This window comes from Paenibacillus cremeus, assembly GCF_007786445.1.
GTDB classification, from domain to species: Bacteria; Bacillota; Bacilli; order Paenibacillales; family NBRC-103111; genus Paenibacillus_G; species Paenibacillus_G cremeus.
Window position 1 is genome coordinate 34,089 of the sequence record NZ_VNJI01000027.1, and the last position, 23,572, is coordinate 57,660.

Genomic DNA, 23,572 nt, shown 5'->3' on the forward strand with positions numbered 1-23,572 from the left:
ATGAGCAGCTATTGCAGATTTTCCGCGCTCCTCCGCCTTATTTCTCCCAATAGTTGCTCTCAGAGCAGCTATTGGCAGTATTATTGTCCTATCGGGGTTCGTTAACAACAAAAAAGCGTGTGCCAAATTCAGCACACACTAAAAGTAACGCTATTTCAACTCCCTACAACAGCACTGTCTGACCGGTAACCCTGCTTTCATTAGCCGCCTCGAGGAACCGCATGATCTCGACGGTTTCCTCCGGTTCGATCGGCGAGACGCGGGATTGGAACATCCGCATCGTATCCTCGAGCAGGCCGGCGTACAGCGGCTTCGGATGCTTCCGGGCATCGACCAGCTGGATCGTTTTTTCCCGGTGGATCACCACGCCGAAGCTGTTGTTGCCCTTGCGGTTGCCCCGGGCCGTTCCAATCCGGCCGTCCTCCCACACCCCGACGATCATGTCGTAGTCGCCGTTGCAGGTAACCGTGACTTGCTTGCAGCCCTTGCCGAGTCCCCGGTAGAGCATCTCGACACAATGAATGCCGTACCAGTGGTAAAACGGCATCGGCGCACTCTCCACCATCGGGCCGGAGCAGTCCATCCCGAGCACTTCGCCTTCGTCCTGCTGCAGCGCCTGAACGAAGTCCTCGGCATACCGCAGACTGGACGCGCTCATCAGCGGAACGTTATAATCCCGCGCGAGCTGAAGCATCTCCCTAGCCTCTTCCGTAGTCGCCGAGAACGGCTTATCGATATAGACTGGCTTCCCGTACGGGGCAATCGCGCGGAACTGCTCCAAGTGCACTCGCCCGTCCACCGAGGTGAGCAGAATCGCATCGGATGCTTCCGCCACTTCCTCCAGCGTATCCACGAGCTTGATGCCGTACTCTTCCGTCAGCTTTTTCGTAATCCCTTCAATTCGGGAGTAGCTGACCTCCAGATCATCAGAGCCCCCCTTGTAGGCGAGCTCCACCCGACCTCCCGGCACGTGGTAGGGAACTTCCGGGTTGTTGAGCAGCTTGATAAACGCTTCGCAATGTGATGTGTCCAGTCCGATCATGCCGATTTTAAGCAAGACGTTCAGCCTCTTTTCCGCGTGTAATGGTAATGGTTACTTCGCCAGCACGGCCGTAATCGCTTTATTGGCGCCTTCATCCGCCTGCCGGAGCGCGCTGTTCACGTCAGCCTTGCCGTTTCGTTGTGTACATGCTTGCCCCGCTCTTGTATACCTCTACAGGAATCGCCTTGCTTCCATCCCACTCCATCAGCAACAAATCGGCTGGCGCGCCAAACTCCAAGCCATTCGCCGCTTGCAGCCCGACCTTCGCCGCTGGGCGAACGGAGGCCATCTCCCAAGCGTCCGCCAAGCTGCACAGCCCCCGGCCGACCATATGCGCGATGCTCCACAGCAGCATTTGCGCGGACCCGGCCAAGAGCCTCGGATCGTCGGCCAGATGCAGCCGGCCCGACTCCGTCAGCACGACCCGTCCGCCCACCGGCGTCTCATAGGCGCCCGGCGGCATGCCGCTTAAGTGAACGGCGTCGCTGACGAGCAGCATCTGCTCCTCCTTCACCTTGAGGACGACCTTTAGCACCGCATCGGGCAGATGGAAGCCGTCGGCGATGACGCAGCTCCACAGCTCATTACACGCCAGCTGCTCCCACAGGTAATTCGGATGCCTTGGCAGCACCGGATGCGCGCCGTTGCCGAAGTGCGTGGACATCGAGGCTCCAGCCTCGGCGGCGGCACGAATCTGCTCCGGCGAAGCAGCCGTGTGCCCGATGGATACAACGATGCCTTGCTCCACACACCGGCGGATAAAAGCAGGCGCCTCCGGCCATTCCGGCGACAGCGTCACGATGCGGATGCGCCCGCCCGCCGCGTCCTGCCAGCGCTGAAGCAGCTCCCAGTCGGGCGCCGTGACATGCGCTTTCGGATGAGCGCCCCGCGCCCCGTCCTCCGGCGAAATGAACGGGCCCTCCAAGTGGATCCCCGCGATGCAGGCTGCGGTCAGCGGGTCTTCTTCGCAAGCACATGCGATGGCGCTCACTGCCTGCTCGATGAAGGCCGCAGAATTCGTAATTACTGTCGGGTAGTACGAGGTGACTCCCTCTTTCCACAACGCGCGGGTGACACTATGGACGACTTCCGGCGTGATGGAGTCCGCGTTAAAGTCCATGCCCTGATAGCCGTTCAGCTGCAAATCCACCAGCCCGGGTCCGATCAGCGGCAGCGGCTGTTGTGACAGGCTGTCGCCCGCCCCCTCCCACTCGTCGATCCGCTTCAGCTTGCCGTCTTCGACGACGACCTCGATCGGCTGCCCGCTCCGGTAATGCCTTCCTCTTATCACGGTTCGCTCATGTGCCAAGGCAGGTCACAGCCACCTTTCGTACTCGCAGGAGTCGCGGTCTACGTACAGCGTGCAGTCCGGATGCGAACGCAGCGCCGTAGCAGGGCAGGCCGTACCGACCGGCCCGGTGATCGTAGCGGTGACGGCGGCACGCTTGGTCGGGCCCGGCACCATGCAGAAGAGATGGGACCCGGACATGAGAGCCGGGATCGTGAGCGTGAGCGCGTGCGTAGGCACGGAGGCCAGGTCCGGGAAGCAGCCGTCGTTGACCTGCTGCTGGCGGCACGCCAAATCCAGCTTCACCGGCTTCACCCATTGCGGGTCCTGGAAGTCCGCCACGGGCGGATCGTTGAACGCGATATGGCCGTTCTCGCCGATGCCGAGACAGACGATGTCGATCGGCTTCTCCTGCAGCAGGGCGGCGTACCGCGCGCATTCCGCCTCCGCCGATCCCGTGCTGTCGATCAGGTGCACTTCGCCCGGCTTCACCTGGTCGAACAGCTTTTCGCAGACGAATCGGCTGAACGCTTGCGGAGCACCTGGCGGCAGTCCGATATATTCGTCCATATGAAACACCGTGATTGCTGACCAGTCAATGCCTTCCGCGGCCGCAAGCGCTGCCAAAAATTCATTTTGGGATGGAGCAGCCGCAAAAATCATCCGCAAGCTCCCTTTTTCCCACTGCAGCTGCCTAATGCGTTCAATCGCTTGCTCCGCCGCCGCTTTCCCCAAGGCCCCCCGATCGGAATACACCTGCACCTTCAAATGCTCCGCTGTAAAAGCTCGAATTGGCTCCGTCATCGTCCGTTCCACGCTCCTTTAGAGTGAGTGCTGATCGTTACAGAAACACCTGCTGCCCCGTACGGGACGATTCATAGATCGCTAGAATGAGTTCAACCGCTTTTTTGGCGTCTTCGCCAGTAATGAGAGGATCACGATTTTCTCGAATCGATTGAATCAAATCGTCGATCAGCACAAAGTGCCCGTCCGCCGAAATTTTCGTCGGATCGCTGCTGGAGTTAACCCGGCCTTCCACCTCCGGCATCGGCTCGTCGCTGTTAGCGAATTTCCACTGCTTAATTCCGCTGTCCGCGAACACGATCGTCCCGTTTTCCCCGTGGATTTCGAACCGGGTTTCCTGCGCCGGGTATACCGACGTGGTTCCTTGAATGACGCCGAAAGCGCCATTTTTATACTTGAGCACCGCCACAGCTGTGTCTTCCACCTCAATCTCACGAACCAGAGGAGCCGAATATGCAAAAACGGATTCCACATCGCCCATCAGCCATTGAATGACATCGATGCCGTGCACGCCTTGGTTCATCAGCGCCCCGCCGCCGTCCATCGACCACGTGCCTCTCCAGCCCGCCGTCCGGTAGTATTCAGGAGAACGATAATATTTGAGATACGCATCGCCGAGCACGAGCTTGCCCAGCTTACCTTCCTGGATCGCTTTTTTCGCTACTACAGTGGATGGCATCACGCGACGTTGATACACGCAGCCCAGCTTCACCTGACGGTCGCGGGCCGTTTGGATCATCCGGTTCATGACATCCTTCTGAATGTCGAGCGGCTTCTCGCAAAAAATATGCTTGCCCGCCTCTGCCGCCGCAATCGTGATCTCCCCGTGCATCCCGCTCGGTACACATACCGAAACCGCGTCGATATCGTCGCGCTTCAGCATTTCCTGGTAGTCGGCATAAATGCTGGCCGCTCCGACACCATGCTCATCCGCAAGCTTCCTCGCCTTGTCCGTCTCTACATCGGCAATAGCTACCAGCTCTGCATCCGGATGCTGGCTGATTGCCCGAGCATGAAACGGAGAAATCACTCCTGCGCCTACGATTGCAAATCTCATTTTTCTCGATTCCATCTGAATTCCCTCCAAATATAGGTTTATTCGTGAATGAGCTGAACCTCTTGATCCGCTTCAATCGTTGCTTTGGTGGCGAGCCAAATATCTCTGTGCGTGATGACTCCGGTGCCGCCTTCGATCCGGTTCAGGAAATCGGCGGTAATGCTCGATGGTGGCTGAAGCAGCTCGGCTCTGCGCAGCTCCTCTTCATGCGTAACCACAAGCAGCAAATCATCCTTCGAGACGAACGGGTCTCCCTCCAAGCGCAGCTCGGCCGACCCCTGGGTGCCGGTGACGAACAAGCGGCAATCGCCCCACGTCCAGCTCCTCTCCGGGTTATGCCAATCCGCATACAGCTGTGCGGTAACCTGCCCGTCCATCACGACCTGCAGCCCTGCGCGATCGTAAAAGGTCGGATGCTCCGGCAAAATCGACTTGGCCATATAGCCGCTCGCAGAGACGGGCTCCTGCCCGGTCAGCCATCGCAGCAGGTCGAAATCATGAATGAACAAATCAATGACGATGCCGCCGTTCTGCTCCTTGGAAAAATGCCATGAAGGCCGCATCGTAGGCGTCAACCGGTGCGGCTTACGCATGGTAATGTTGAGGACGCGCCCTAATTGTCCTTGCTCGATGATCTGCTTCAAAGTGTAGAGCGACGAGCGAAAGCGCTCCGTCAGCAGCATGCCGACTTGAATGGCCCCCCGGTTCAGCACAGCCTCCAAGCGCTGCAGGTCCTCGCGATTCGTCACCGCAGGCTTGTCGATCATGACGTGCCTGCCGTGCTTTTCACACAGCTCGATGATGCTGATTTTCTCATTATTGATGGCAGCGCAGCCGACGAGGTCTACGTCCGAAGCGAGCAGCCGGTTCACGTCATCTACCACCGGAATCTGATAGGTATTGGAAAAATGAGCGGCCAAAGCCACATTGTCCGGCTCGTAAATCCCGGCGCAGGTATGTCCCAGCTCCAGCATTTCTTGGATAAAAATGCCCACATGCGCATGCTGGCAGCCGATGATCGAAAAGGTGTATGCCACCTGCTTCCCTCCCCTTCTTTTTCCATTCAATTAACTATATACTATACTGTTCCTATTTAAGACAAGTCTTTATATCGTCTTTTAATTGCCGCGAAAATGGCTCGGCGTCCGCTTGAAATATCTCGTAAACGCGCGCGAAAACGTATATAAATCCGGATAGCCCACCGACAGCGCAATTTCCGTGATCGTTAGCTTTGTTTGCTTCAGCAGCTCAGCGCTTTTGTCCATACGCAGCTTCTGGATATATTGCAGGGGGGAGATACCCACCGACTTCGTGAACACCATCGAAAAATGCGACCGATGCACCCCCGCGCGTTCGGCGGCGTCGGCGATTTTTACATTTTCCATGAAGTGCAGGTTCAGGTACTCGATGCTCGTCTGCAGCCAGTCCTTCTCGCTGTTCACCTTGAGCTGCCGATTGGGCTTCCCGCTCGCTTGAAGCTGCTCAAACAGCTGGTACAAAAGGCTTTGCCATCGCAGCTCCCGCTCCTCCGTCTCCCGCTCGAACAGCTCCTGAATGCGCTGCAGCGTTCGTTTGGCGCTAACGGTGAGTTTTTGCCGGGCATAGGGCTTTGTGGCGTCGAGATCGAGCTGCTCCAGCAGCTGCGGGACTTGGGGCCCATCGAGCGCCAGCCATGCCATTCGAAGCGGCGTCGCTTCGCAGGAATAGATGTAGGTCCTTTGCGGGAATAGGCAGAACAGATCGCCTTTCTCCAGCACCTTTTCCTGATCCTCGCAGGTGAGGCGGACTTTTCCTTCCAATATAAAATGCAGCCCGTAGCATTCAATCTGCCTCGGACCGACCCGGTAATGCGGCTTCGCTTCGTTTCGTCCAGCCCGGACCAGCCACACGCCTCCGAGCTTTTGCCAAGGGGTTGGAATGTTATACCATTGGTCGGCAAATTCGTGGTGCGATTCCTTCATCGTATGTCCGCTCCCTTCCTTCATGCGTTCCTTTTACCATGATACAACAAAATGACAAACAACAGGATGTCATTCCTTGGCCTTAGCAAATCTCTTATATTAAAAAAAGAATAATTGAAGGAGGGCTTACCCGATGTCGCAGCGCAAACCGAATATTTTATTGATCACGAGCGATCAACAGCACTGGAATACGATTGGCGCATTCAATCCGGAGCTCCATACGCCGAATTTGGACCGGCTCACCAAAGAGGGCACCACGTTCACCCGGGCCTACTGCCCGAATCCGACCTGCACTCCGACTCGTGCTTCCATCATTACCGGCACGTATCCGAGCCAGCATGGCGCTTGGACGCTGGGCACGAAGCTGCTGGAGGACCGTCATACGGTCGGCGAGGACTTCCTTCAGGCGGGCTATCGGACGGCGCTCGTCGGTAAGGCGCACTTTCAGCCGCTGAAGGGGACGGAGGAGTTTCCGTCGCTGGAGGCGTATCCGCTGCTGCAGGATTTGGAGTATTGGAAGCAATTCGAAGGCCCGTTCTACGGCTTCGAGCACGTGGAGCTGGCGCGCAACCATACGAATGAAGCACACGTCGGGCAGCATTACGCCCTCTGGATGGAGGAAAAAGGCTGCACCAACTGGCGCGACTATTTCCTGCCGCCGACCGGGACCATGGACAAATCCATCCTGCACCACTGGGCCATCCCCGAGGAATTCCACTACGATACTTGGATCGCGGAACGGACCAATGCGCTCTTGGAGACGTACAAGGAGCAGGACGAACCGTTCTTCCTGTGGTCGAGCTTCTTCGATCCGCACCCGGACTATTTGGCGCCGGAGCCATGGGATACGATGTATGATCCGGAAAAGCTGACAATCCCGTCCGCTGCCCCAGGCGAACACGAGCAAAATCCGCCGCATTTTCGTTTGACCCAGGAGCTGGAACCGGATTTCTCCCATCTGAAGGAATCGGGCTTCGGGATTCATGGCTACCATTCGCACGTCCGTCATTCACCGGAGGAGCGCAAAAAGCTGGTCGCCACCTACTACGGTATGATCAGCTTGATGGACAAATACATCGGCCGCATTCTCGATAAGCTCGATGAGCTGGGGCTGGCGGACAACACGATCGTCGTATTCTCGACCGACCATGGGCATTTCTATGGACAGCATGGCCTGCAGTACAAAGGCGGCTTTCACTATGAGGATCTCATTCGGGTGCCGTTCATCGTCCGCTACCCTGGCAAGGTACCAGCCGGCGAGCAGTCCCCCGCCATTCAGTCGCTGGTCGACCTCGCGCCGACGTTCCTCTCGTTCATCGGAGTGAAGATCCCGCACGCGATGACCGGCGTCGATCAGAGCCGCGTCTGGCTTGGGGAGCAGTCCCAAGCGCGCGATCATGCGCTCTGCGAGTTCCGCCACACGCCGACGACGATCCATCAGAAGACGTACGTCGGTGAGCGGTACAAAATTACCGTATACTACAATCAGGAGTACGGCGAGATTTTCGACCTGCAGGAAGACCCGAGCGAGCTCCGCAATCTGTGGGACGACCCAGCCTCCCTGCCGCTGAAAAGCGAGCTGCTGCTTAAATACGCGTGGGCGGAGCTTGGCAAAGAGGCCATGCCGATGCCTCGCGTTTGGCACGCTTAGGCTTCAATCATTGCTTGCCGAGCAGTTAAATGACTGGAAAAAACGTGGAAAGCCGGATAGCTGCTCCTAGAGCAATGATCCGGCTTTTTTTTGCTATCTGCCGATGCGATCCACGTTTAGCTGCTCCGAAAGCAGGTAAATTTGCGCCACCCCACCTTTTCCGCGCACTACGCCTAACTCAAAAAGACCGGAGGCAGCTGCCCCCGGCCTTATTAACTTTAATTCCCCTTATACCGTTGCCGGTACGCTGTCCTTTACTTGAAGCACCTCGTCGAGCGTGATCGGACGGTTTTCCTTCACGGAACGCCATACCGCTTCACCGGTTCCGATCGAGTACGCGCCGTCGCGGCTGCCGGACAAAATATCGTAAGTGCGGTTCGGATCCGCACCGAGGAACAGATCCTCGAGCAATACCGGGTCGCCGCCGCCATGGCCGCCTTCGCGGTGAACGACGTGAATCGTTTCCTTGGAGCCGAACAATGGGAAGTAGTCGATCGTTTGCACCGGTGTAGGGAATGGAACACGGTTCGGAATGTGGTACTCGACCGTCTCGATCCGTCCTTTTGTACCGTTGATCGCCAAGCGATAGCCTTCGTAAGGAACGGAGAAATTCACCGAGTAGCTGAGCAGCGCGCCGCCGTCATAGCGAACCGTTGCCGTGTACGTGTCCTCAATGTTGATCTCCGAATCGAAAATACAGGCATCCGGACGGTAAGTCGAATAAGCGGCTTTCTCGGTTTGAACGGTGCCCAGATGGTCGTCCTTTACGCTCATCGTCTTGCTGCGGGTATTCCAGCGAGCGTCGTAAGCACAGTCGCGACGCACCTCACAGGTGCTGCAATGGCGTCCATCCACCTTCTCCGGATTGAGCTCACCCTCAGGGCCGTAGTAATTCAAGGCGCCAAATGCGAACACGTCCACCGGCGTTTGATCGATCCACCAGTTCACCAGGTCAAAGTGATGCGAGCTTTTATGAATGGACAAGCCGCCGGAATTTTCGCGTATACGATTCCAACGTTTGAAATAGCTTGCACCATGGTAAGTATCAATGTACCAGTTCAAATCGACGGAGGTCACGCGGCCAATTTTCCCTTCGAGAACCATTTCTTTAATTTTGGTATGAATTGGGGAATAGCGGTAGTTAAACGTTACAATCACTTTCCCTTTGCTCTTCGCTTCAGCGTCCATAATTTTGCGGGCATCTGAGCCGGTCGTCGCCATCGGCTTTTCCGTCATGACGTCCAGATCGTGCTCCAGTGCCTTGATAATGTAAGGGGCATGCGTATCGTCGCGGCCTGTAACGATGATGACATCCGGCTTCGTTTCGCTGACCATTTGGGCGAAGTCGTCTGGACCGTACTCTTTTACATCCGCCAATTCAGGATATTTGCTCTTGCACACTTCCTGGCGTCTTGGGTCGATATCCAGAAGGCCCACCAGCTCAGCGTGAGCCGAAAACGTTTTCAGCATGGGGCCGATAAACATCCCGATTGCCCGGTTGCTAACTCCACATACTGCATATCTTTTTTTCATCGTTGTTATACCCCTATTCTGCTTCTCGAAGCAATTTGTAGTCCAACCTCCTTCTATTGTAGAGCACAAGATGCGATAAATCTGTACACATCCATGCCGCATTTCAGATGAAATTGCGTTTTTTTGTCACCGTATGTAATTTAGTAGTACAACTTCATGCAAAAAGCCCCAACCTTTCATGATGAAAGAGGGGCTCGTACATTTGCTATTAATTCCTATCCGTTTGCCGCGACGTCTACATCATATTGCCCATACTGCTCGTTTAACACCTGCAGCCATTCCTTGGAGTGACGCGGAGTGTAGACGCTGGTCTTGCGTTTGGCGATCATGCCCTTCATGGACCGCTCTTGAACTTCCTTCCACAGCTCGTCGCCGCAGCCATCCAGCTGAGGGACGATGCGGATCACCGATTCCTCGGACTCGAGCACCGACTCCAAGATGGATCGCCGCTTCAGCAGCGGGAGGTTCCGGAGATCCCGGCCATTATAAAATAAAATATCCCACACCATATACGTCACGGGACGATGTCTAGAGCTGGTTGCGATGCTTTTTTTATTATGAAGCTGCAGCCGTCGTTTTATCCACGCCGCATCCATTTCCCCCGACTCGGGATGGAAATAGCAGACTTCCCCGTCCAGCACCACGTCCCCCTTAATTCCAAGCGTATGTAATTCCGGATATTGCCGCGTGCATTCGACCTTCTGTCTTGTCCACAGACGGGTCTCCACGCCTTGCTTTTTTAAAATCAGTCGATGTCCTTCGAACATCGGCTCAAATACATATGAGTCATCCGAAAACGGCTGCTCCGCCATTTCCGGCAGCATTAGTGCATTCAACATAACCCCTCACCCCAGATCATTGTACCATGGGAAGTATGCGTGAATAATCAGGAAATTGGTGGGGAATGATACACATAAATTGGCAGCCACTTGAGTGCCAAACCCAAGGAGGTTCATTCCATGATCCAAGGTCAAGGTCAAGCACAGAGTCAATCCCGCAGCAGCAATCAGCTGTTAGTACAGCAAGCATCCCAGGCGCTGCAGCAGCTTAAGTACGAGGTGGCGCAAGAGTTAGGGATTCAAATTCCGCAGGACGGCTACTACGGCTACATGGCGACACGTGATACCGGAGCCATTGGGGGCAACATGGTACGCCGCCTCGTTCAAATCGCGGAGCAGCAGCTCTCCGGCAGCATGAATATGAATAATCGCTACTAAACTTATGCGATGAAAAAAGGAACCCTTGCCGCGACGTACACACACAGCGAGGGTTCCTTCGTTTTTTCGGCAATCAACCAACACGCTTAAACTGACTGCTGTACAGCTCGTAGTAGAACCCTTTTTGCTCCAGGAGCTCCAGGTGGGTCCCCTTCTCGATGATTTCGCCGCCATTGATCACGAGGATCATATCGGCTTCGCGGATCGTGCTAAGCCTGTGGGCGATGACGAAGCTGGTTCGTCCCTTCATCAGATGATTCATCGCTTCCTGGATGTGCATCTCGGTTCGCGTATCGATGCTGCTGGTGGCCTCATCAAGGATGAGGATTGCCGGATCGGCTAGAATGGCTCTAGCGATTGTGAGCAGCTGGCGCTGGCCGTGGCTCAAGTTGCCGCCTTCCGCCGTCAGCACCGTGTCGTACCCGTGCGGAAGCTTCGTAATGAAGCTATCGGCATTCGCCAGCCTGGCGGCCGCCTCCACTTCGGCATCGGTCGCGTCCAGCTTGCCGTAGCGAATATTTTCCCGGATCGTATCGGAAAATACGTAAGCATCCTGCAGCACGATCCCCAGCTTGGTGCGCAGTCCGTCTTTATCCAGCCCGCGAATGTTCTCGCCGTCGATGCTGATGCGTCCCTGGTCGATGTCATAGAATCGAGTGAGCAGGTTGACGATCGTCGTTTTCCCCGCTCCGGTAGGCCCAACTAAAGCAATCGTATTGCCGGGCTTTGCGGTGAAAGACAAATTTTTGATGACCGGAGTCCCCTCTTTGTAACCGAACGAGACGTCTTGGAAAAGCACCTGCCCCTCTACCCGCTCCGGTGTTTTCAAGGCTCCTTCTTCGTCGTACTCCGTTTCCGTATCCATAATCTCAAACATCCGCTCCGCCCCGGCGATAGCTGTCTGGATCGCGTTGAACTGGTTCGCCAGCTCGTTGATCGGACGACCGAACTGCCGCGAATAGTTCAAAAAGCTGACGACCATCCCGATCGTCGTCATGCCGGACAAGGCCATCCATCCGCCTCCGCACGCAATGATCGCAAAGCCAATGTTATTCATAACGTTCATCACAGGGCCCATCAGCCCGGTAAAAATTTGCGCCTTCGTCCCATAGGCTCGCAGCTTGAGGTTGATCTCACTGAACTCGGACATCGCCCGCGCTTCGCGGCAGAAGGTTGTAAGCACCTTTTGGCCCGAAATCGTTTCTTCAATAAATCCGTTCAATTCTCCGAGCTGCTTCTGCTGACCGCTAATGTAGCTTCGGGTGCCCGCGGCAATTTTGCCGGTAACGAACATGATCAAAGGAATCATAATTACGCTAAGCAGCGTCAGCCATACACTCAAGCTCAGCATGATCACAATGGAACCGATCAGCGTCAGGGCACTGGAGAAAAACTGGGTAATGCTCTGATTCAGCGAAGCGGAGACATTCTCGATGTCGTTCGTCGTGCGGCTCATGAGCTCCCCATGCGTCTTGGTATCAAAAAAACGCAGCGGAAGCCTCTGCAGCTTGGCAAACATGTCGTTTCGCATTACCCATACGGTTCGTTGGGAAATTTTGGACATGAGATAGGTTTGCATCCAGGTCGTGACCGCGCCGAACACATAAACGCAGCATAACGCAATACACAGCCACAACAGCCCGTTAACATCCTTCGCAATAATGTAGCGATCGATCGCCGTTCCGATCAGATACGGTCCAGCTAGACCCAGTACCGAATTCAATGCCGTTAAAAAGAAGACAGTGACTAGCCCTTTTCGTTGGAGGCTTAGATAGGCCCATAGGCGCTTTAGCGTTTCTTTGATGTTTTTGGCGCGCACCTTCGGCATGATCATTCGACCGGGCCCTCCCATCCCGGGACCGAATCCTGGCCCTGGACCGGTTGGCAGGCTGGTCGCTGGACCGGCCTTAGCATGTCTGGCATCAGGCATGGAGAACATCCTCCTTTCCTAGCTGGGATCTGTAAATTTCCTGGTAAACACGGCTGTTCTGCATCAATTCCGCATGCGTGCCCTCGGCTACGATGACGCCTTCGTCCAGGACTAGAATTTTGTCCGCCTCCACCACAGAGGAAATCCGCTGGGCGATGATCAGGCTGGTGCTTCGGCGCGTTTGCATTTTCAGAGCCTTCTGGATTCTCGATTCCGTCCCCATATCCACGGCACTCGTGCTGTCGTCCAAAATTAGGATCGCCGGATGAATCAGCAGCGCTCTAGCGATGGATAACCGCTGCTTTTGGCCGCCAGACAGGTTCACGCCACGTTGACCAATCTTCGTATCATACCCTTCAGGAAATCCCATGATAAAATCATGCGCCTGCGCCGCCCTAGCCGCTTGCTCTACTTCCTCCGGCGTCGCATCAGGCTTTCCGAACCGGATATTATCCCGAATCGTCCCGCTGAACAAAATCGCCTCCTGCATCACCATGCCGATCCTGCTTCTCAGGCTGTGCAGATCTAATTCTTTTACATCGACCCCGTCGATCCGAACGGTTCCCTTCGTCGCCTCGTACAGCCTTGGGAGCAATCCGACCAGTGAGGACTTGCCGGAGCCGGTGGCTCCAAGAATCGCTACCGTCTGACCGGGCTCAGCAGTGAAGCTGACATTGCGAAGCACCCATTCCTCGTGATCATAGGCAAAGGATACGTTGTCAAACACAATGCGGCTGGCCTGCATGGTGGAAGGGCTGATGGCATGAGCGCTATTTTCGATGCCCGGTGCGGTGTCGAGTACCTCTTGAATCCGGTCGGACGATACTTTAGCGCGGGAGATGTTCATCATCATCATGCCGACCATGAGCATCGAAGCGAGCATCTGGGTCACGTAGTTTATAAAAGCAGCCAGATCGCCAATCGGCATCGAATAATTCCACACCCGCAGCCCTCCGAACCACAGCACGGCAACAATACTCGTATTTAACAGAAAAAACATGATCGGCATCATCGTCGCCATCACAATGTTGGCTTTGGTTGAAATATCCCTAAACTCCTCATTCGCACGGCCAAAGCGCTGGTTCTCATAATCGGCCCGGACGAACGCTTTGACGACGCGGATGCCGGAGAAATTTTCTTGAAGCACCGTATTCACGCGGTCCAATTTCTGCTGCACGATGGAAAACAGCGGGAAGCCTTTGCGAATGACGACAAACAGCACGCCAAACAAAATCGGCGTAGCTACGACCAGGATCAAGGCCAGCTGGTAGCTGATCGTAAAGGCCATAATCAAGCTCCCAATGGTCAGCAGCGGGGCTCGAACCATGAAACGGAGCAGCATCTGCACGAACGTCTGAGCCTGCGTGACATCATTCGTCAGCCGGGTGATCAGGGAGCCGGTATGAAATTGATCCAGCTTTTGAAAGGAAAGCGATTGAATTTGATGAAACAGATCCTTCCGGACATCCGCACCAAAGTACTGAGAGGCAAAGCTGGAAAAAATCGTACAGCCCACGCCACCGATCAGACCGATCAGCGCTATGCCGGCCATAAGCAGGCCTGTTTTTTGGATGTGCGCCAAATCGCCGGTGAGCACCCCCTGGTCTACAATGCTGGCCATGAGCTTAGGCTGCAGCAGGTCCATATAGACCTCGAGAAGCATCAATAAGGGGGCCATGAGCGTGGCTTTCCAGTAGGGCTTCAAATATCGGGATAATAGCTTAAACATAGGTCACCTCTTTCATTAGTCGACTAAATGTTTAAAGTCAGCATGGTTGAGATTATCGTACATTTGCAGCAGCAATCGGCGGAAAATAATTTTCTCCTCCGTCGTGAACATCGCAAAGCAGGTCTCTTCCATCAGCTGCATCGTTTCATTCACGCCCAGCAGTCCCTGGTGCCCCTTGGCGGTAATGTACACGCGGGATATGCGCTGATCCGTCACGTCCGGCTTGCGCTCGACCAGTCCGGTCTTTTCCATCCGGCCCAGCATCACGGTTAACGTAGCCGGAGTAATCTGCATGGTCTCGGCCAGCTCCTTCTGGCTCTGCCCATCCCGTTCCGCGAGCGCCCGCAGCAGCGGCGGCTGTCCGGGGTACACGTCTTTGCCCGACAGCAAGGAATGCACCGTATTGCTATGCAGCTTCGCCACCTTATGAAAAAGCAGCTCCAGCGATTGAATGTGTTGAATCCCCATGGGTCCCTCCATTTTAGTTAGTCAGCTAACTATTAGTTTAATGTGGTTTACTGTGGCGAGTCAATGAAGAATAGCTTAATTCAAATGGCTGTTACGATATTGGATGGGGGTCACGCCCGTGATTTTTCTAAAAATTCGGCAGAAGTAGGGGAAATTAGGTATTCCGACGACCGAACCGATATGTTCTACCGATTTGGATTCCGTTTTTAATAGCCAGCAGGCCTGTCTTATTCTGCGTGCGATGACGTATTCGGTGATGCTGCCCCCGGTTTCGGCCCGGAACAAACGAGAGACATGGTGCTTGGACAGATGAAGCTCGCTGGCTAACTCGTTCAGATCAAAAGGCTCCGTATAATGCTCCTCTACCCAGTTCATGATTTTTTCAGCGTGGCTCTCAGGACGAGCAGTTCCGCTAAACCCGCCTTGATGCAAGGATTTTAAATAATCCAGCATGTTGAGGATCAGCATGGAGGCAACCTCAAGGTCCAAATCTTCCCCCGTTTCCGAAACCAAATCATCCATTCGTTCAAGAATTCCTGTGACATAAGCGGTGCTGCGATCCATTCGGAATACCTGGTGTGATAGCTGCTCCTTCCACATCTGCTCAAAAAAACGATAGAGCGCGGGAAAGTTTTTCAGAAATGGCGCAAAGATGGCGGGTTCGAATTTTAACACCGTGCGCTCATAAGGACAATCAGCATGGATCTCAAATTGAATGCGGTGTAATTGAAAGGGCTGCAAAATTACGATGCACCCCGAGTTTAGACTATAAATTTTACGGTTTAGGGTCAGGCTCCCTTTCCCTTGATGGACAAACAAGATTTCAATGCCTTTATGATAATGGTAAAAATCGCGTGAGCGTTCTTCTAGGTCTATTTTATAACGAAGCTCTAAGCCCACTTTATTTAAAACATGAAATACTTCAATGCGTTTATCTTCCAATGTGGGTCCCCCCCCAACAAGTCTTAGGATCATTATATCAATTGAGTGCTATTTTTTAACAGAAGAATATCACTTTTGGGTTTAAAAACAGGCTATGATTACATTAGGGATCCAATCTAATGATACGATGTTGTGCTGAAACAGGCGGAGGGTAAAACCACTAGGGTTGGAGGCGGGTACAATGACATTAGCTTTAGCCATTCTAAAAGAACAGGAATACTCCGAAGTATTAGATGGAATGAAGAATTTATTGAAGGAATGCTATCCCATTTCCGATGAAGAAGCGAAGATGGTCCTAACTAAGGGAATTGAAACCTCAGAAGCGCTGCTGGTCGATTATGTTCCATATATAAACTCCATTGTTGAGACGATTAGCGGGATCAGGAGCACACTCGACAAACATATGAATCAAGCACAGCAGCAAGAAGGGCTCGATTCGAAAATGATCAATGAAGCTGCCGTATGGCATGCGTTCGAATGCATGAGGCAGTGTTATAAGAGCATGGCGAACGATTTTGTATAGGGACTTAAAAAAACGTGCCGCATGGATGTCTGGATATCCATGGGCACGTTTTTCCTTTACTTCTTATTGAAACTGCGGCAAGTACTGCTTATGCACCTGCAGGTACTCATCCAAAATCGCCTTAGCGACCGTGAAGGACGGCACCATCGGATGCACCGTGAGCGCGTTCAGCGCCGCTTGGTAATCCCCTTTAACAGCCGCTTCGACCGTGTAGCGCTCGTACGTTTTGACCGGATGGATCAGCGACATCGCCAGATCTGGGATCGTGCCCACGTTCAGCGGAGTCGGGCCATTCTGATTCACAAGACACTGCACCTCGACGACATCGTCGTCCTTCAGCCCGGTAATCGTGCCCTTGTTCGGCACATTGAGCGTCAGCACCTGCTGCTTGTTCAGGTGAATGCTCTTAATGACATTGAGGGCCAGCCCCTCGTAGCCTTCTTCTTCGAATTGGCTGTGCGCAGGAGCCTCCTTCTCATACACATTATGCAATTGACCGGACGTCTCGCGCGCCATATAGGTGTTCGTACGCTTGTCCAGCGTCTCGTTGTAATCCTTCCAAGCCTCAGCAAGCTTGCCTTCGCGCACCAGAGGTGCGATCCGCGCCAGCAGCGGGCGATTAAGCTTGACGATCTGCTCCCCACGGGTTTCACCCGTTTCGAGAATGTTGCGGACCGATTGGTCATGGTAATAGAAATAGTATAAGTACTCATTCGGCAGCATGCCGATATTGCGAATCAACTCCGGTTCAAAGAAACTGAACACATGCGCTGCACTGGCCAGCTCCTCGAAGCGATCGAGCAGCATCGGCATTTGATCGACGCCATCCAGATGCACCTTCGGGATCCAGCCCAGATGGTTCAAACCGAAGTAATCGACCTGCAGCCGGGAATGATGCACCTTCAAAAACTTGCTCAGTGCATTTTTCATGCCCGCGTGCGCATCGCAGATTCCAATCGCTTTGCACGAGCCGTAGGAGTTCAGTGCTTGAGCCAGCAAGCCGGATGGATTGCTGAAGTTCAGCAGCCACGCGTTCGGACACACCTCGTTAATAATGCGGGAGTATTCCAGCATCACCGGAATGGTGCGAAGCGCCATCGCGAAGCCCCCTGGCCCCGTTGTTTCTTGACCCAGCACGCCATATTTCAATGCCACCCGCTCATCATGAGCCCGGCTTTCCTCTTGCCCCACACGCACTGCGGAGAAAATGTAATCGGCCCCCGTCAGCGCCTCACGCGCGTCCGTTGTAAACGTAACCTTGAATGGCGCTTGCTTGCTGTCCGCGATATATTTGGAGAGGCTCCCCATAATCATCAAGCGTTCTTCATCCGTATCGAACAGCGCCACTTCGTCAAAACGAAGCTCGTCGATATGCCGCATCAAACCGTTCACCAGAAGGGCTGTTCTCATGCCCGCTCCGCCTAAGATCGTTAATTTCATACTGAGATTCCTCCTCATATCCATGTATAGCTTGATCTCTATTCAAATTCCTCCGTCACTTGCTCCCACGTTGGAGAAGCTGCGGTCCCGCCGATTCCCAGGACAGATCGAGCGCCGCAGTAATTGCCAAGGCGAATCGCATCTGCTAGCGTCCAGCCTTTGGTCAGCCCCGTTAGCAATCCAGCTAAAAAATTGTCACCGGCCCCCGTCGTATCGACAGGCGTATCAATCGGCTGACCGGCTACCTGCTGAATGCCCCCCGGCCCCGCAAACATCGCACCCTCGGGCCCCAGCTTCACCACCGTTAACCCAACCATGCTGGACAGCTCCAGCAGAGCCTCCTCTGGTGTAGCCTTCCCTGTAATCGCCAGCGCTTCCGGCAGGTTCGGCGTAAACACATGCCCCAGCTGGAGCAGCTCTTTCAGCTCCGGGCTGTAGATCCACTCGTCGTCCCAGCCGATATCCAGCACGACGGTCATTCCCTTACTGCGGGCTTTCTTCATCACCGGCACAAACTCCGGCCGCGCATTGACGATCAAATACGTCGCCTCCAGCGTATCCAAAGCCTGCACCAGATGCTCCTGATACGCCGCATGATCGACCGGGTCCTGGTAGGTGACAAACGCCCGGTCCCCGTCGGTGTTAATCGCAGCCGTCACTTGGCGCATCGGTCCATCTACGATATACGCATGGGCAGCGGAGAGCCCTTCGCGCTCCAGCTGATCCACTGTATACCGGCTCAAAAAATCGGTCCCCAGCGGAGCCAGCACCGCCGCCTTCATCCCCAGCCGCGCCATCGCGACCGAAGTGATGTAGGTACTGCCGCCGCATGTGAACTCGAAGCCTTGGGCGAACACTTCCTCCCCCAGCTTCGGCATCCGCGAAACCGCAGAAAACACGACGTCCGTAAATATGGGGCCGCATACGAGCACATCATAGTTCCCCATCCTAATGCCTCCTATGTTGCAACTTTTATTGCGGAATCGAGATACAAGCTGCAACTAAGCCAACAAACTCTTCATATCCTCAACAGCTTCTTTAAAATGCGGATATAACCGGAACTCAATTTCCAAATTCACAATACCCTCATAGCTGTCGATCCATTGGAAGACATCTGCGTAAGGAATCGATCCCCAGCCGACCGGCAGGTGCAGGTCACCATACCCGTAAGGCAGATTGCTCATATACGATTTGGCATCCTTCAGCTTGCCGAAATTATCGTGCACATGCAGATGCTTCACATACGGCAGCACATCCAGGATCGCTTGTTTAAAATCGTAGCCATGCGCGATCGAGGTCAAGTAGCAATGTCCCACATCCAGCGTCATCCCCACATTGTCGAGGCCGATGCGGCGTATATGCTCCACGACATCCTGAGGCCGCAGTCCATACGTATACTCGTACCTCAAATCGTACCAAATGTTGTTCTCGATCCCGATTTGAATGCCTGCGCGCTGCGCTATGAGACCCAGCTCCCGCAGCCGCCGAACATCCTCCTCCACCAGAATGGAAAACAGCTGCTCGTGGTACATTTTACCATACTTAGCAAAATAATAATCCAAGTTCTCCTTCGTCAATTGTGCGTAGGAGCTGTGATACACAATCGTGTCTGCGCCGATGGCCGCCGACAGCTCAATCCCCGCTTCGAAGCAGCGATAGTAATCGTCGCCCTTCTCCAGCGACATCAAATTCAGCTCATACGGCAGATGCATCGTGTACCGAAGCGGAAACTGCTCCAGCACCTGGCGAACCCGCTCCAGCCGCTTCGGATGCACCTTCCCGTTAATGACGACGTCAAGCCCGTGCATAATGAGCTCAGCGAAGTCGCACCCGGCTTCGGCAATATACCCGAGGTGCTTCTCCAGCGCTTCCAAATCGCCGTTCACCATATCCGCATTCAGACTGATTCCGATTCCTCTTGGTTTCAATGTGCTCCCTCCATTCCTATTCCAACCTGCGGCATGCCGCTTTATTCAATATCATAAAACAGATATTTACTGATTTCGACCGACAATTCGGAGCCGGGTATGAAACGTTCTCGCCAATCCGCATGGAATTGGATGTCATCGTTTAGTGCAACCGTGCCCTGCACGAAGTTGCCGCGGTAGCTCGATTCCGTCACCTTCACCCGGAACGCTTCACCCGAAGGTTCGCCCGAACCTCGCAGCATAACATTCTCCGGACGGAAGCATAGCAGCGCCCTCCCGTCTTTGCGATGCACGCCCCGAAGCGGAATCGTCGTGCCGCCTTCCGTAACAAACACGCCACCACGCACCGTTCCCTTGATTTGGTTGCTGCGCCCCACGAAATTCGCCGTAAACGCATTCGCCGGTGTTTCGTAGATTTCCTCCGGTGTGCCGACCTGCATCACATTTCCTTTTTCCATCACGGCGATGCGGTCGGACAGCTCGAGCGCTTCCTCCTGATCATGCGTTACATAGATTGAGGTGATGCCGAGGCGCTTCTGAATCTCCTTAATATCGGCACGCATCTTGATCCGAAGCTTAGCGTCCAGGTTGCTGAGCGGCTCATCGAGCAGCAGCACTTGTGGACTTAACACCAGCGCTCGGGCAATGGAAATGCGCTGCTGCTGCCCGCCGCTCAGCTCGCCAGGCGTACGGGTTTCCGTGCCGGAGAGATTAATGAGATCGAGTGCCCAAGCGACCTTTTCGCGAATGGTTTGCTTGTCGGCCTTGCGCATTTTTAACCCGTAGGCGATGTTGTCAAAAATCGTCATGTGCGGCCACAGCGCATAGTTTTGGAAGACGAAGCCGATATTTTTTTCCCAGGGGTTCAGCGGCATGACGTCTTGATCACCAAAGTATATGCTTCCGCTGTCCGCTTTTTCAAAGCCGGCTATGCAGCGAAGCAGGGTCGTTTTTCCGCAGCCCGACGAGCCGAGCAGGGTGAAAAATTCGCCAGGGCGGATGTCAAACGAGACGTCCTTCAGAATCGGATTGCTGCCGAAGCTTTTGCGCAGGCTTTTAATGGTAATGGCAGTGGGGTTCGGATTGGTGTTCCCTTTCATAGTAAGCCTCCTGTCTGAAGAAGCAGCGCCTTGCACGGCTTTGTGCTTCGCCTGCTAGTCTTGATGGCGCGAGCGTTTATTAACAAGCAAAAGCGGAATATAGATGCACAGCATCAGCACTACGCCCATAGCGGCGGAAATGCCAAAGTCCGCGCCGGCCGTCATCGCATTCTGGAAAATGACGACGGGCATCGTTTCCCAAGGCGGTCGGTACAAAATTAACGTCGAGCTAAGCTCGGTCATAATCTGCAAAAACGAGATGGTCGCCCCGGAAATAACGCCTCCGATCATCAGCTTGAAGGTGATGTCCTTGAAGGCGGTGAACGGCTTCGCGCCGCACATCAGGGCCGCATCCTCCAGCGCTTTGTGCACCAAGTAGAGAGAAGACTCGGAGCTCTTAATGGAGAACGGGAGCTTTCGGATGAACGAAACGAGCACGAGAATGATCCACGTTCCAGTCAGAATGACCGGCGGCTTGTTAAACACGACAATGAAGCCAATCGCCAGCACCGTTCCGGGAATAATATAAGGGACCATCATCGCGATGTTGACGAAGTTCGAAATAAACTTATATCGCTTGCGCACAATGAGATACGCGATCCCGACGCCAAAAATGATATCCAGAATCGTCGACATCGAACCCAGGAAGAAGCTGACTCCAATTGGGGTAAGATGGCTCTTGAACAGATTCACATAGTTCACCAGGGTAAACTGGTTGGTCAGGATGCCCCACTTCCACTTGAGCAGGGACACGATCAGCAGCGTCACGTGCGGCAGGAACGACATGCTGATGATGGAAGCGATATACAGCCCGATAAGCACAGCCACCTTCTTGCTAGGCTTCACACGTTTGGCCTTCTTGGCAGAGACGGACGCATACGTTTTCTTCGCCAGCAGGTACCGCTGAATCATCAGCGCAACGGACGAGACGATGATCATAATGACACCGACCGCGGAAGCCATATGCAGGTTGCCTCCGACCTCGCTGACAAACTCGTTGTACACGAGTGTGGGCATCACAGGGAATTCCCCGCCGATGATGGCCGGTGTGCCGAAGTCCGAGAATGCAGCGAGCGCAGCCATGAATAAGCCTGTAATGACCCCGGGCATCGCGAGCGGAATCTCGACGGTCCAGAACGTCTTGCGCTTGTTCGCGCCAAGGCTCATCGAAGCTTCCTTGAGCGACGGGTCCTGTCCGGAGAACGAATCGTAGCTTAATAAGAAGATCAGCGGAAAGATCAGCCAGATGATGACCCAGACGACGCCGGCTTCCCCTCTCAGCTTCCAATTCAAATCGTAGTCGAACCAGCTATCGACGATTTTATTCAAGACACCATAGCGTCCCAGCACGATCACCCAAGCGTAAGCACCAAGGAACGGCGGCGACGATGTTGCCATCGTAATCAGCGTTAAGGTTGTATTTTTAAAACGGAAGTCATACTTCGAGAACAAATAAGCGAGTGGAATCGCAAGGAGTGCAGCAAGCACCGTCGAGAACACGACAACCTGCAGGCTGTTGAACAGCGCGGTCGTATAACGGCTCTTTTGGAAAAACTCCACATAATGCTGAAGCGTGAGTCCTCCGTTATCCGTCTGGAACGAGGTCACAATGGTTTGAAGCTGCGGGTAAAAGATCAAGCCCAGCGACACGACCATACAAATGAGTGCAAAAATGATCCATGGATCCCTTACCGTCTTATTAAAGCTCTGTTTCACGAGGTTTCCCAACATTTCCCGAAGACCTCCTTCCTCTTGATGATAACCCTCTGCACCGGAAATACCGGAAATACCGGAGGTACCGGCTGATACACCCGGCGCAGAGGATAAAGCCATGCTGATCTGCAATCAAAATTTACTTTCTGGCATTCTCCAGATGCGTGTTAAAGCCGCTGCTCAATTCATCCCGTGTCATTGGCTTGTTTTCGATCATCTTCAGCTTGCTCAGATCAGCCAGGCCTTGCGGAGGAGCGACGTCCTTGCGCGTCGAGCGGCGAAGCACTTGATCCTTCATGATCTCGTGCGCTTCCTTCGAGCCCATATAGTCGATGAACGCTTTCGCGTTGTCCGCGTCCTTCGCACCCTTGATGACGGCCAGCGAGTCCAGCGTGTTGGTTACGCCGTCGGATGGGAAAATCATTTTTACCGGCACGCCGGTTTGCTCCCACTTCGCGCCAAGGTCTTCATTAATGAAGCCCAGCGGCACAGCGCCGTCCTTCACCGCTGCAAACATGGCATCGGAGCCTGGCGATACTTCGATATTCTTCTGCATCTGCTCTACAAAATTCCAGTCGTACAGCGATACGATCCCGTTCAGAATGCCGGCACCCGTGCCCGATTTGCCCGGATCGGCGAAGGCGATCTTGCCCTTAGCCTTCCACTTCGGATCGCTGAGATCCTTCAGCGTCTTCGGCCATTCCGCTTGATCCTTCAGCAGCTTCGTATTGACGAGTATGGCTTGCGGCATAAAGGTCCAGACGTGCCATATATGGTTCGGGTCCTGACGAATCATATCCTTATCGGTTGGCGATTCATACGCATCGAAATATTGTTTGCTCGTATCAAAAGCATAAGGCTCGCCGCCAAGCAGAATGTCGCCCCCGGGGTTGTCCTTCTCTGCTGCAATTCGCGCAAGCAGCTCACCGGAACCGGCCTTCACGAGCTCAGGCTTGATGTTCGGATATTTTTTCTTAAAGCCTTCGAATAACGGATCGGTAATCTCGGGACCTGCGCCGGTATAAATCACCAGCTTACCCGACAGCTCCTTCTTCGCCGCAGCGGTCGGTGCTGGAGCCGGTTCGCTACCGCCTGCCTTGCCCGCTGCAGGCTGCTGAGGAGCGCTGCCACAGCCGGCCAGAGCCACTGCCATCACCACCCCAAATGCAATCGCTTTCATTTTTCTAACATGTTTCATTGATAAGCCTCCCTTTTCATGGAACTTGTTGTAACGATTCTGCTTTGC

The 23,572-nt window shown here is 54.2% G+C and carries 21 protein-coding genes; 3 read left to right on the forward strand and 18 right to left on the reverse strand.

Translation table 11 applies throughout. The features are described 5' to 3' along the window. Positions 1-163 precede the first annotated feature (163 nt). The 6 genes from FPZ49_RS20305 to FPZ49_RS20330 form a co-directional block, all read right to left on the reverse strand. Positions 164-1,057, reverse strand: coding sequence for a Gfo/Idh/MocA family protein (locus tag FPZ49_RS20305; RefSeq protein WP_315899200.1), 894 nt, complete (start codon positions 1,055-1,057; stop codon positions 164-166). A gap of 106 nt (positions 1,058-1,163) precedes the next feature. After that, positions 1,164-2,351 (reverse strand): N-acetylglucosamine-6-phosphate deacetylase, encoded by a 1,188-nt coding sequence (locus FPZ49_RS20310; RefSeq protein WP_144850335.1) that lies wholly within the window; start codon positions 2,349-2,351, stop codon positions 1,164-1,166. A 6-nt stretch (positions 2,352-2,357) separates the two neighbouring features. After that, positions 2,358-3,134 (reverse strand): glucosamine-6-phosphate deaminase, encoded by a 777-nt coding sequence (locus FPZ49_RS20315; RefSeq protein ID WP_144850337.1) that lies wholly within the window; start codon positions 3,132-3,134, stop codon positions 2,358-2,360. A gap of 37 nt (positions 3,135-3,171) precedes the next feature. Continuing rightward, positions 3,172-4,206 carry a Gfo/Idh/MocA family protein gene (locus FPZ49_RS20320; protein WP_144850338.1) on the reverse strand — a complete coding sequence of 345 codons (1,035 nt, stop codon included), beginning with the start codon at positions 4,204-4,206 and terminating at the stop codon, positions 3,172-3,174. A 23-nt stretch (positions 4,207-4,229) separates the two neighbouring features. Further along, positions 4,230-5,228 carry a Gfo/Idh/MocA family protein gene (locus tag FPZ49_RS20325; protein ID WP_261381509.1) on the reverse strand — a complete coding sequence of 333 codons (999 nt, stop codon included), beginning with the start codon at positions 5,226-5,228 and terminating at the stop codon, positions 4,230-4,232. A gap of 81 nt (positions 5,229-5,309) precedes the next feature. Next, positions 5,310-6,152: an AraC family transcriptional regulator gene (locus FPZ49_RS20330; RefSeq protein WP_186445949.1), complete on the reverse strand. Its 843-nt coding sequence runs from the start codon at positions 6,150-6,152 to the stop codon at positions 5,310-5,312. Positions 6,153-6,285: 133 nt separating this feature from the next. Between FPZ49_RS20330 and FPZ49_RS20335 the strand changes: the two genes are divergently transcribed. Beyond that, on the forward strand, positions 6,286-7,803 hold the full coding sequence (locus tag FPZ49_RS20335) for a sulfatase family protein (protein WP_144850342.1): 1,518 nt from the start codon (positions 6,286-6,288) through the stop codon (positions 7,801-7,803). A 228-nt stretch (positions 7,804-8,031) separates the two neighbouring features. Here FPZ49_RS20335 and FPZ49_RS20340 read toward each other — a convergent pair whose 3' ends face one another. Further along, entirely contained in the window at positions 8,032-9,336 is a 1,305-nt protein-coding gene (locus tag FPZ49_RS20340) for a Gfo/Idh/MocA family oxidoreductase (protein WP_144850344.1), read from the reverse strand. Positions 9,337-9,551: 215 nt separating this feature from the next. Next, positions 9,552-10,175, reverse strand: coding sequence for an ATP-dependent DNA ligase (locus FPZ49_RS20345; RefSeq protein WP_144850346.1), 624 nt, complete (start codon positions 10,173-10,175; stop codon positions 9,552-9,554). 120 nt (positions 10,176-10,295) lie between these two features. Here FPZ49_RS20345 and FPZ49_RS20350 point away from each other — a divergent pair, with 120 nt between their 5' ends. Next, the gene (locus tag FPZ49_RS20350) at positions 10,296-10,553 is read left to right on the forward strand and encodes an alpha/beta-type small acid-soluble spore protein (RefSeq protein ID WP_144850348.1); all 258 of its coding nucleotides are present in this window, start codon (positions 10,296-10,298) and stop codon (positions 10,551-10,553) included. Between the two features lie 73 nt (positions 10,554-10,626). On the opposite strand, the gene FPZ49_RS20355 is transcribed toward FPZ49_RS20350, so the two are convergent. From FPZ49_RS20355 to FPZ49_RS20370, 4 genes are all read right to left on the reverse strand, one after another. After that, positions 10,627-12,483 (reverse strand): ABC transporter ATP-binding protein, encoded by a 1,857-nt coding sequence (locus FPZ49_RS20355; protein ID WP_391563844.1) that lies wholly within the window; start codon positions 12,481-12,483, stop codon positions 10,627-10,629. Next, on the reverse strand, positions 12,476-14,212 hold the full coding sequence (locus FPZ49_RS20360) for an ABC transporter ATP-binding protein (protein WP_144850350.1): 1,737 nt from the start codon (positions 14,210-14,212) through the stop codon (positions 12,476-12,478). Before FPZ49_RS20360 ends, FPZ49_RS20355 begins: the two co-directional genes overlap by 8 nt. A gap of 15 nt (positions 14,213-14,227) precedes the next feature. Next, a complete protein-coding gene (locus tag FPZ49_RS20365; protein ID WP_144850352.1) occupies positions 14,228-14,680 on the reverse strand; it encodes a MarR family winged helix-turn-helix transcriptional regulator in 453 nt (150 codons plus the stop codon). Positions 14,681-14,755: 75 nt separating this feature from the next. Then, positions 14,756-15,622 carry an AraC family transcriptional regulator gene (locus tag FPZ49_RS20370; protein WP_186445950.1) on the reverse strand — a complete coding sequence of 289 codons (867 nt, stop codon included), beginning with the start codon at positions 15,620-15,622 and terminating at the stop codon, positions 14,756-14,758. A 181-nt stretch (positions 15,623-15,803) separates the two neighbouring features. On the opposite strand from FPZ49_RS20370, the gene FPZ49_RS20375 reads away from it, so the two are divergent. Next, on the forward strand, positions 15,804-16,145 hold the full coding sequence (locus FPZ49_RS20375; RefSeq protein ID WP_144850356.1) for a hypothetical protein: 342 nt from the start codon (positions 15,804-15,806) through the stop codon (positions 16,143-16,145). Positions 16,146-16,208: 63 nt separating this feature from the next. Here FPZ49_RS20375 and FPZ49_RS20380 read toward each other — a convergent pair whose 3' ends face one another. From FPZ49_RS20380 to FPZ49_RS20405, 6 genes are all read right to left on the reverse strand, one after another. Then, a complete protein-coding gene (locus FPZ49_RS20380) occupies positions 16,209-17,585 on the reverse strand; it encodes a 6-phospho-beta-glucosidase (RefSeq protein WP_186445951.1) in 1,377 nt (458 codons plus the stop codon). A gap of 38 nt (positions 17,586-17,623) precedes the next feature. Next, the gene (locus FPZ49_RS20385) at positions 17,624-18,532 is read right to left on the reverse strand and encodes a carbohydrate kinase family protein (protein ID WP_144850360.1); all 909 of its coding nucleotides are present in this window, start codon (positions 18,530-18,532) and stop codon (positions 17,624-17,626) included. Positions 18,533-18,586: 54 nt separating this feature from the next. Further along, positions 18,587-19,513 (reverse strand): sugar phosphate isomerase/epimerase family protein, encoded by a 927-nt coding sequence (locus FPZ49_RS20390; RefSeq protein ID WP_144850362.1) that lies wholly within the window; start codon positions 19,511-19,513, stop codon positions 18,587-18,589. Positions 19,514-19,554: 41 nt separating this feature from the next. Next, positions 19,555-20,613, reverse strand: a complete 1,059-nt coding sequence (locus FPZ49_RS20395; RefSeq protein WP_144850365.1) for an ABC transporter ATP-binding protein — start codon at positions 20,611-20,613, stop codon at positions 19,555-19,557. Positions 20,614-20,667: 54 nt separating this feature from the next. Beyond that, on the reverse strand, positions 20,668-22,344 hold the full coding sequence (locus FPZ49_RS20400; RefSeq protein WP_144850366.1) for an ABC transporter permease: 1,677 nt from the start codon (positions 22,342-22,344) through the stop codon (positions 20,668-20,670). A gap of 121 nt (positions 22,345-22,465) precedes the next feature. Further along, positions 22,466-23,524, reverse strand: coding sequence for an extracellular solute-binding protein (locus FPZ49_RS20405; RefSeq protein ID WP_144850368.1), 1,059 nt, complete (start codon positions 23,522-23,524; stop codon positions 22,466-22,468). Positions 23,525-23,572 lie beyond the last annotated feature (48 nt).

Coding starts and splice junctions, on each gene's coding strand:
- FPZ49_RS20315 (WP_144850337.1), bottom strand. CDS start 3,134: ATGACGGAGCCAATTCGAGCTTTTACAGCGGAGCATTTGAAGGTGCAG.
- FPZ49_RS20320 (WP_144850338.1), bottom strand. CDS start 4,206: ATGGAATCGAGAAAAATGAGATTTGCAATCGTAGGCGCAGGAGTGATT.
- FPZ49_RS20330 (WP_186445949.1), bottom strand. CDS start 6,152: ATGAAGGAATCGCACCACGAATTTGCCGACCAATGGTATAACATTCCA.
- FPZ49_RS20335 (WP_144850342.1), top strand. CDS start 6,286: ATGTCGCAGCGCAAACCGAATATTTTATTGATCACGAGCGATCAACAG.
- FPZ49_RS20340 (WP_144850344.1), bottom strand. CDS start 9,336: ATGAAAAAAAGATATGCAGTATGTGGAGTTAGCAACCGGGCAATCGGG.
- FPZ49_RS20345 (WP_144850346.1), bottom strand. CDS start 10,175: ATGTTGAATGCACTAATGCTGCCGGAAATGGCGGAGCAGCCGTTTTCG.
- FPZ49_RS20350 (WP_144850348.1), top strand. CDS start 10,296: ATGATCCAAGGTCAAGGTCAAGCACAGAGTCAATCCCGCAGCAGCAAT.
- FPZ49_RS20355 (WP_391563844.1), bottom strand. CDS start 12,483: ATGCCTGATGCCAGACATGCTAAGGCCGGTCCAGCGACCAGCCTGCCA.
- FPZ49_RS20360 (WP_144850350.1), bottom strand. CDS start 14,212: ATGTTTAAGCTATTATCCCGATATTTGAAGCCCTACTGGAAAGCCACG.
- FPZ49_RS20365 (WP_144850352.1), bottom strand. CDS start 14,680: ATGGGGATTCAACACATTCAATCGCTGGAGCTGCTTTTTCATAAGGTG.
- FPZ49_RS20375 (WP_144850356.1), top strand. CDS start 15,804: ATGACATTAGCTTTAGCCATTCTAAAAGAACAGGAATACTCCGAAGTA.
- FPZ49_RS20380 (WP_186445951.1), bottom strand. CDS start 17,585: ATGAAATTAACGATCTTAGGCGGAGCGGGCATGAGAACAGCCCTTCTG.
- FPZ49_RS20385 (WP_144850360.1), bottom strand. CDS start 18,532: ATGGGGAACTATGATGTGCTCGTATGCGGCCCCATATTTACGGACGTC.
- FPZ49_RS20395 (WP_144850365.1), bottom strand. CDS start 20,613: ATGAAAGGGAACACCAATCCGAACCCCACTGCCATTACCATTAAAAGC.
- FPZ49_RS20400 (WP_144850366.1), bottom strand. CDS start 22,344: ATGTTGGGAAACCTCGTGAAACAGAGCTTTAATAAGACGGTAAGGGAT.
- FPZ49_RS20405 (WP_144850368.1), bottom strand. CDS start 23,524: ATGAAACATGTTAGAAAAATGAAAGCGATTGCATTTGGGGTGGTGATG.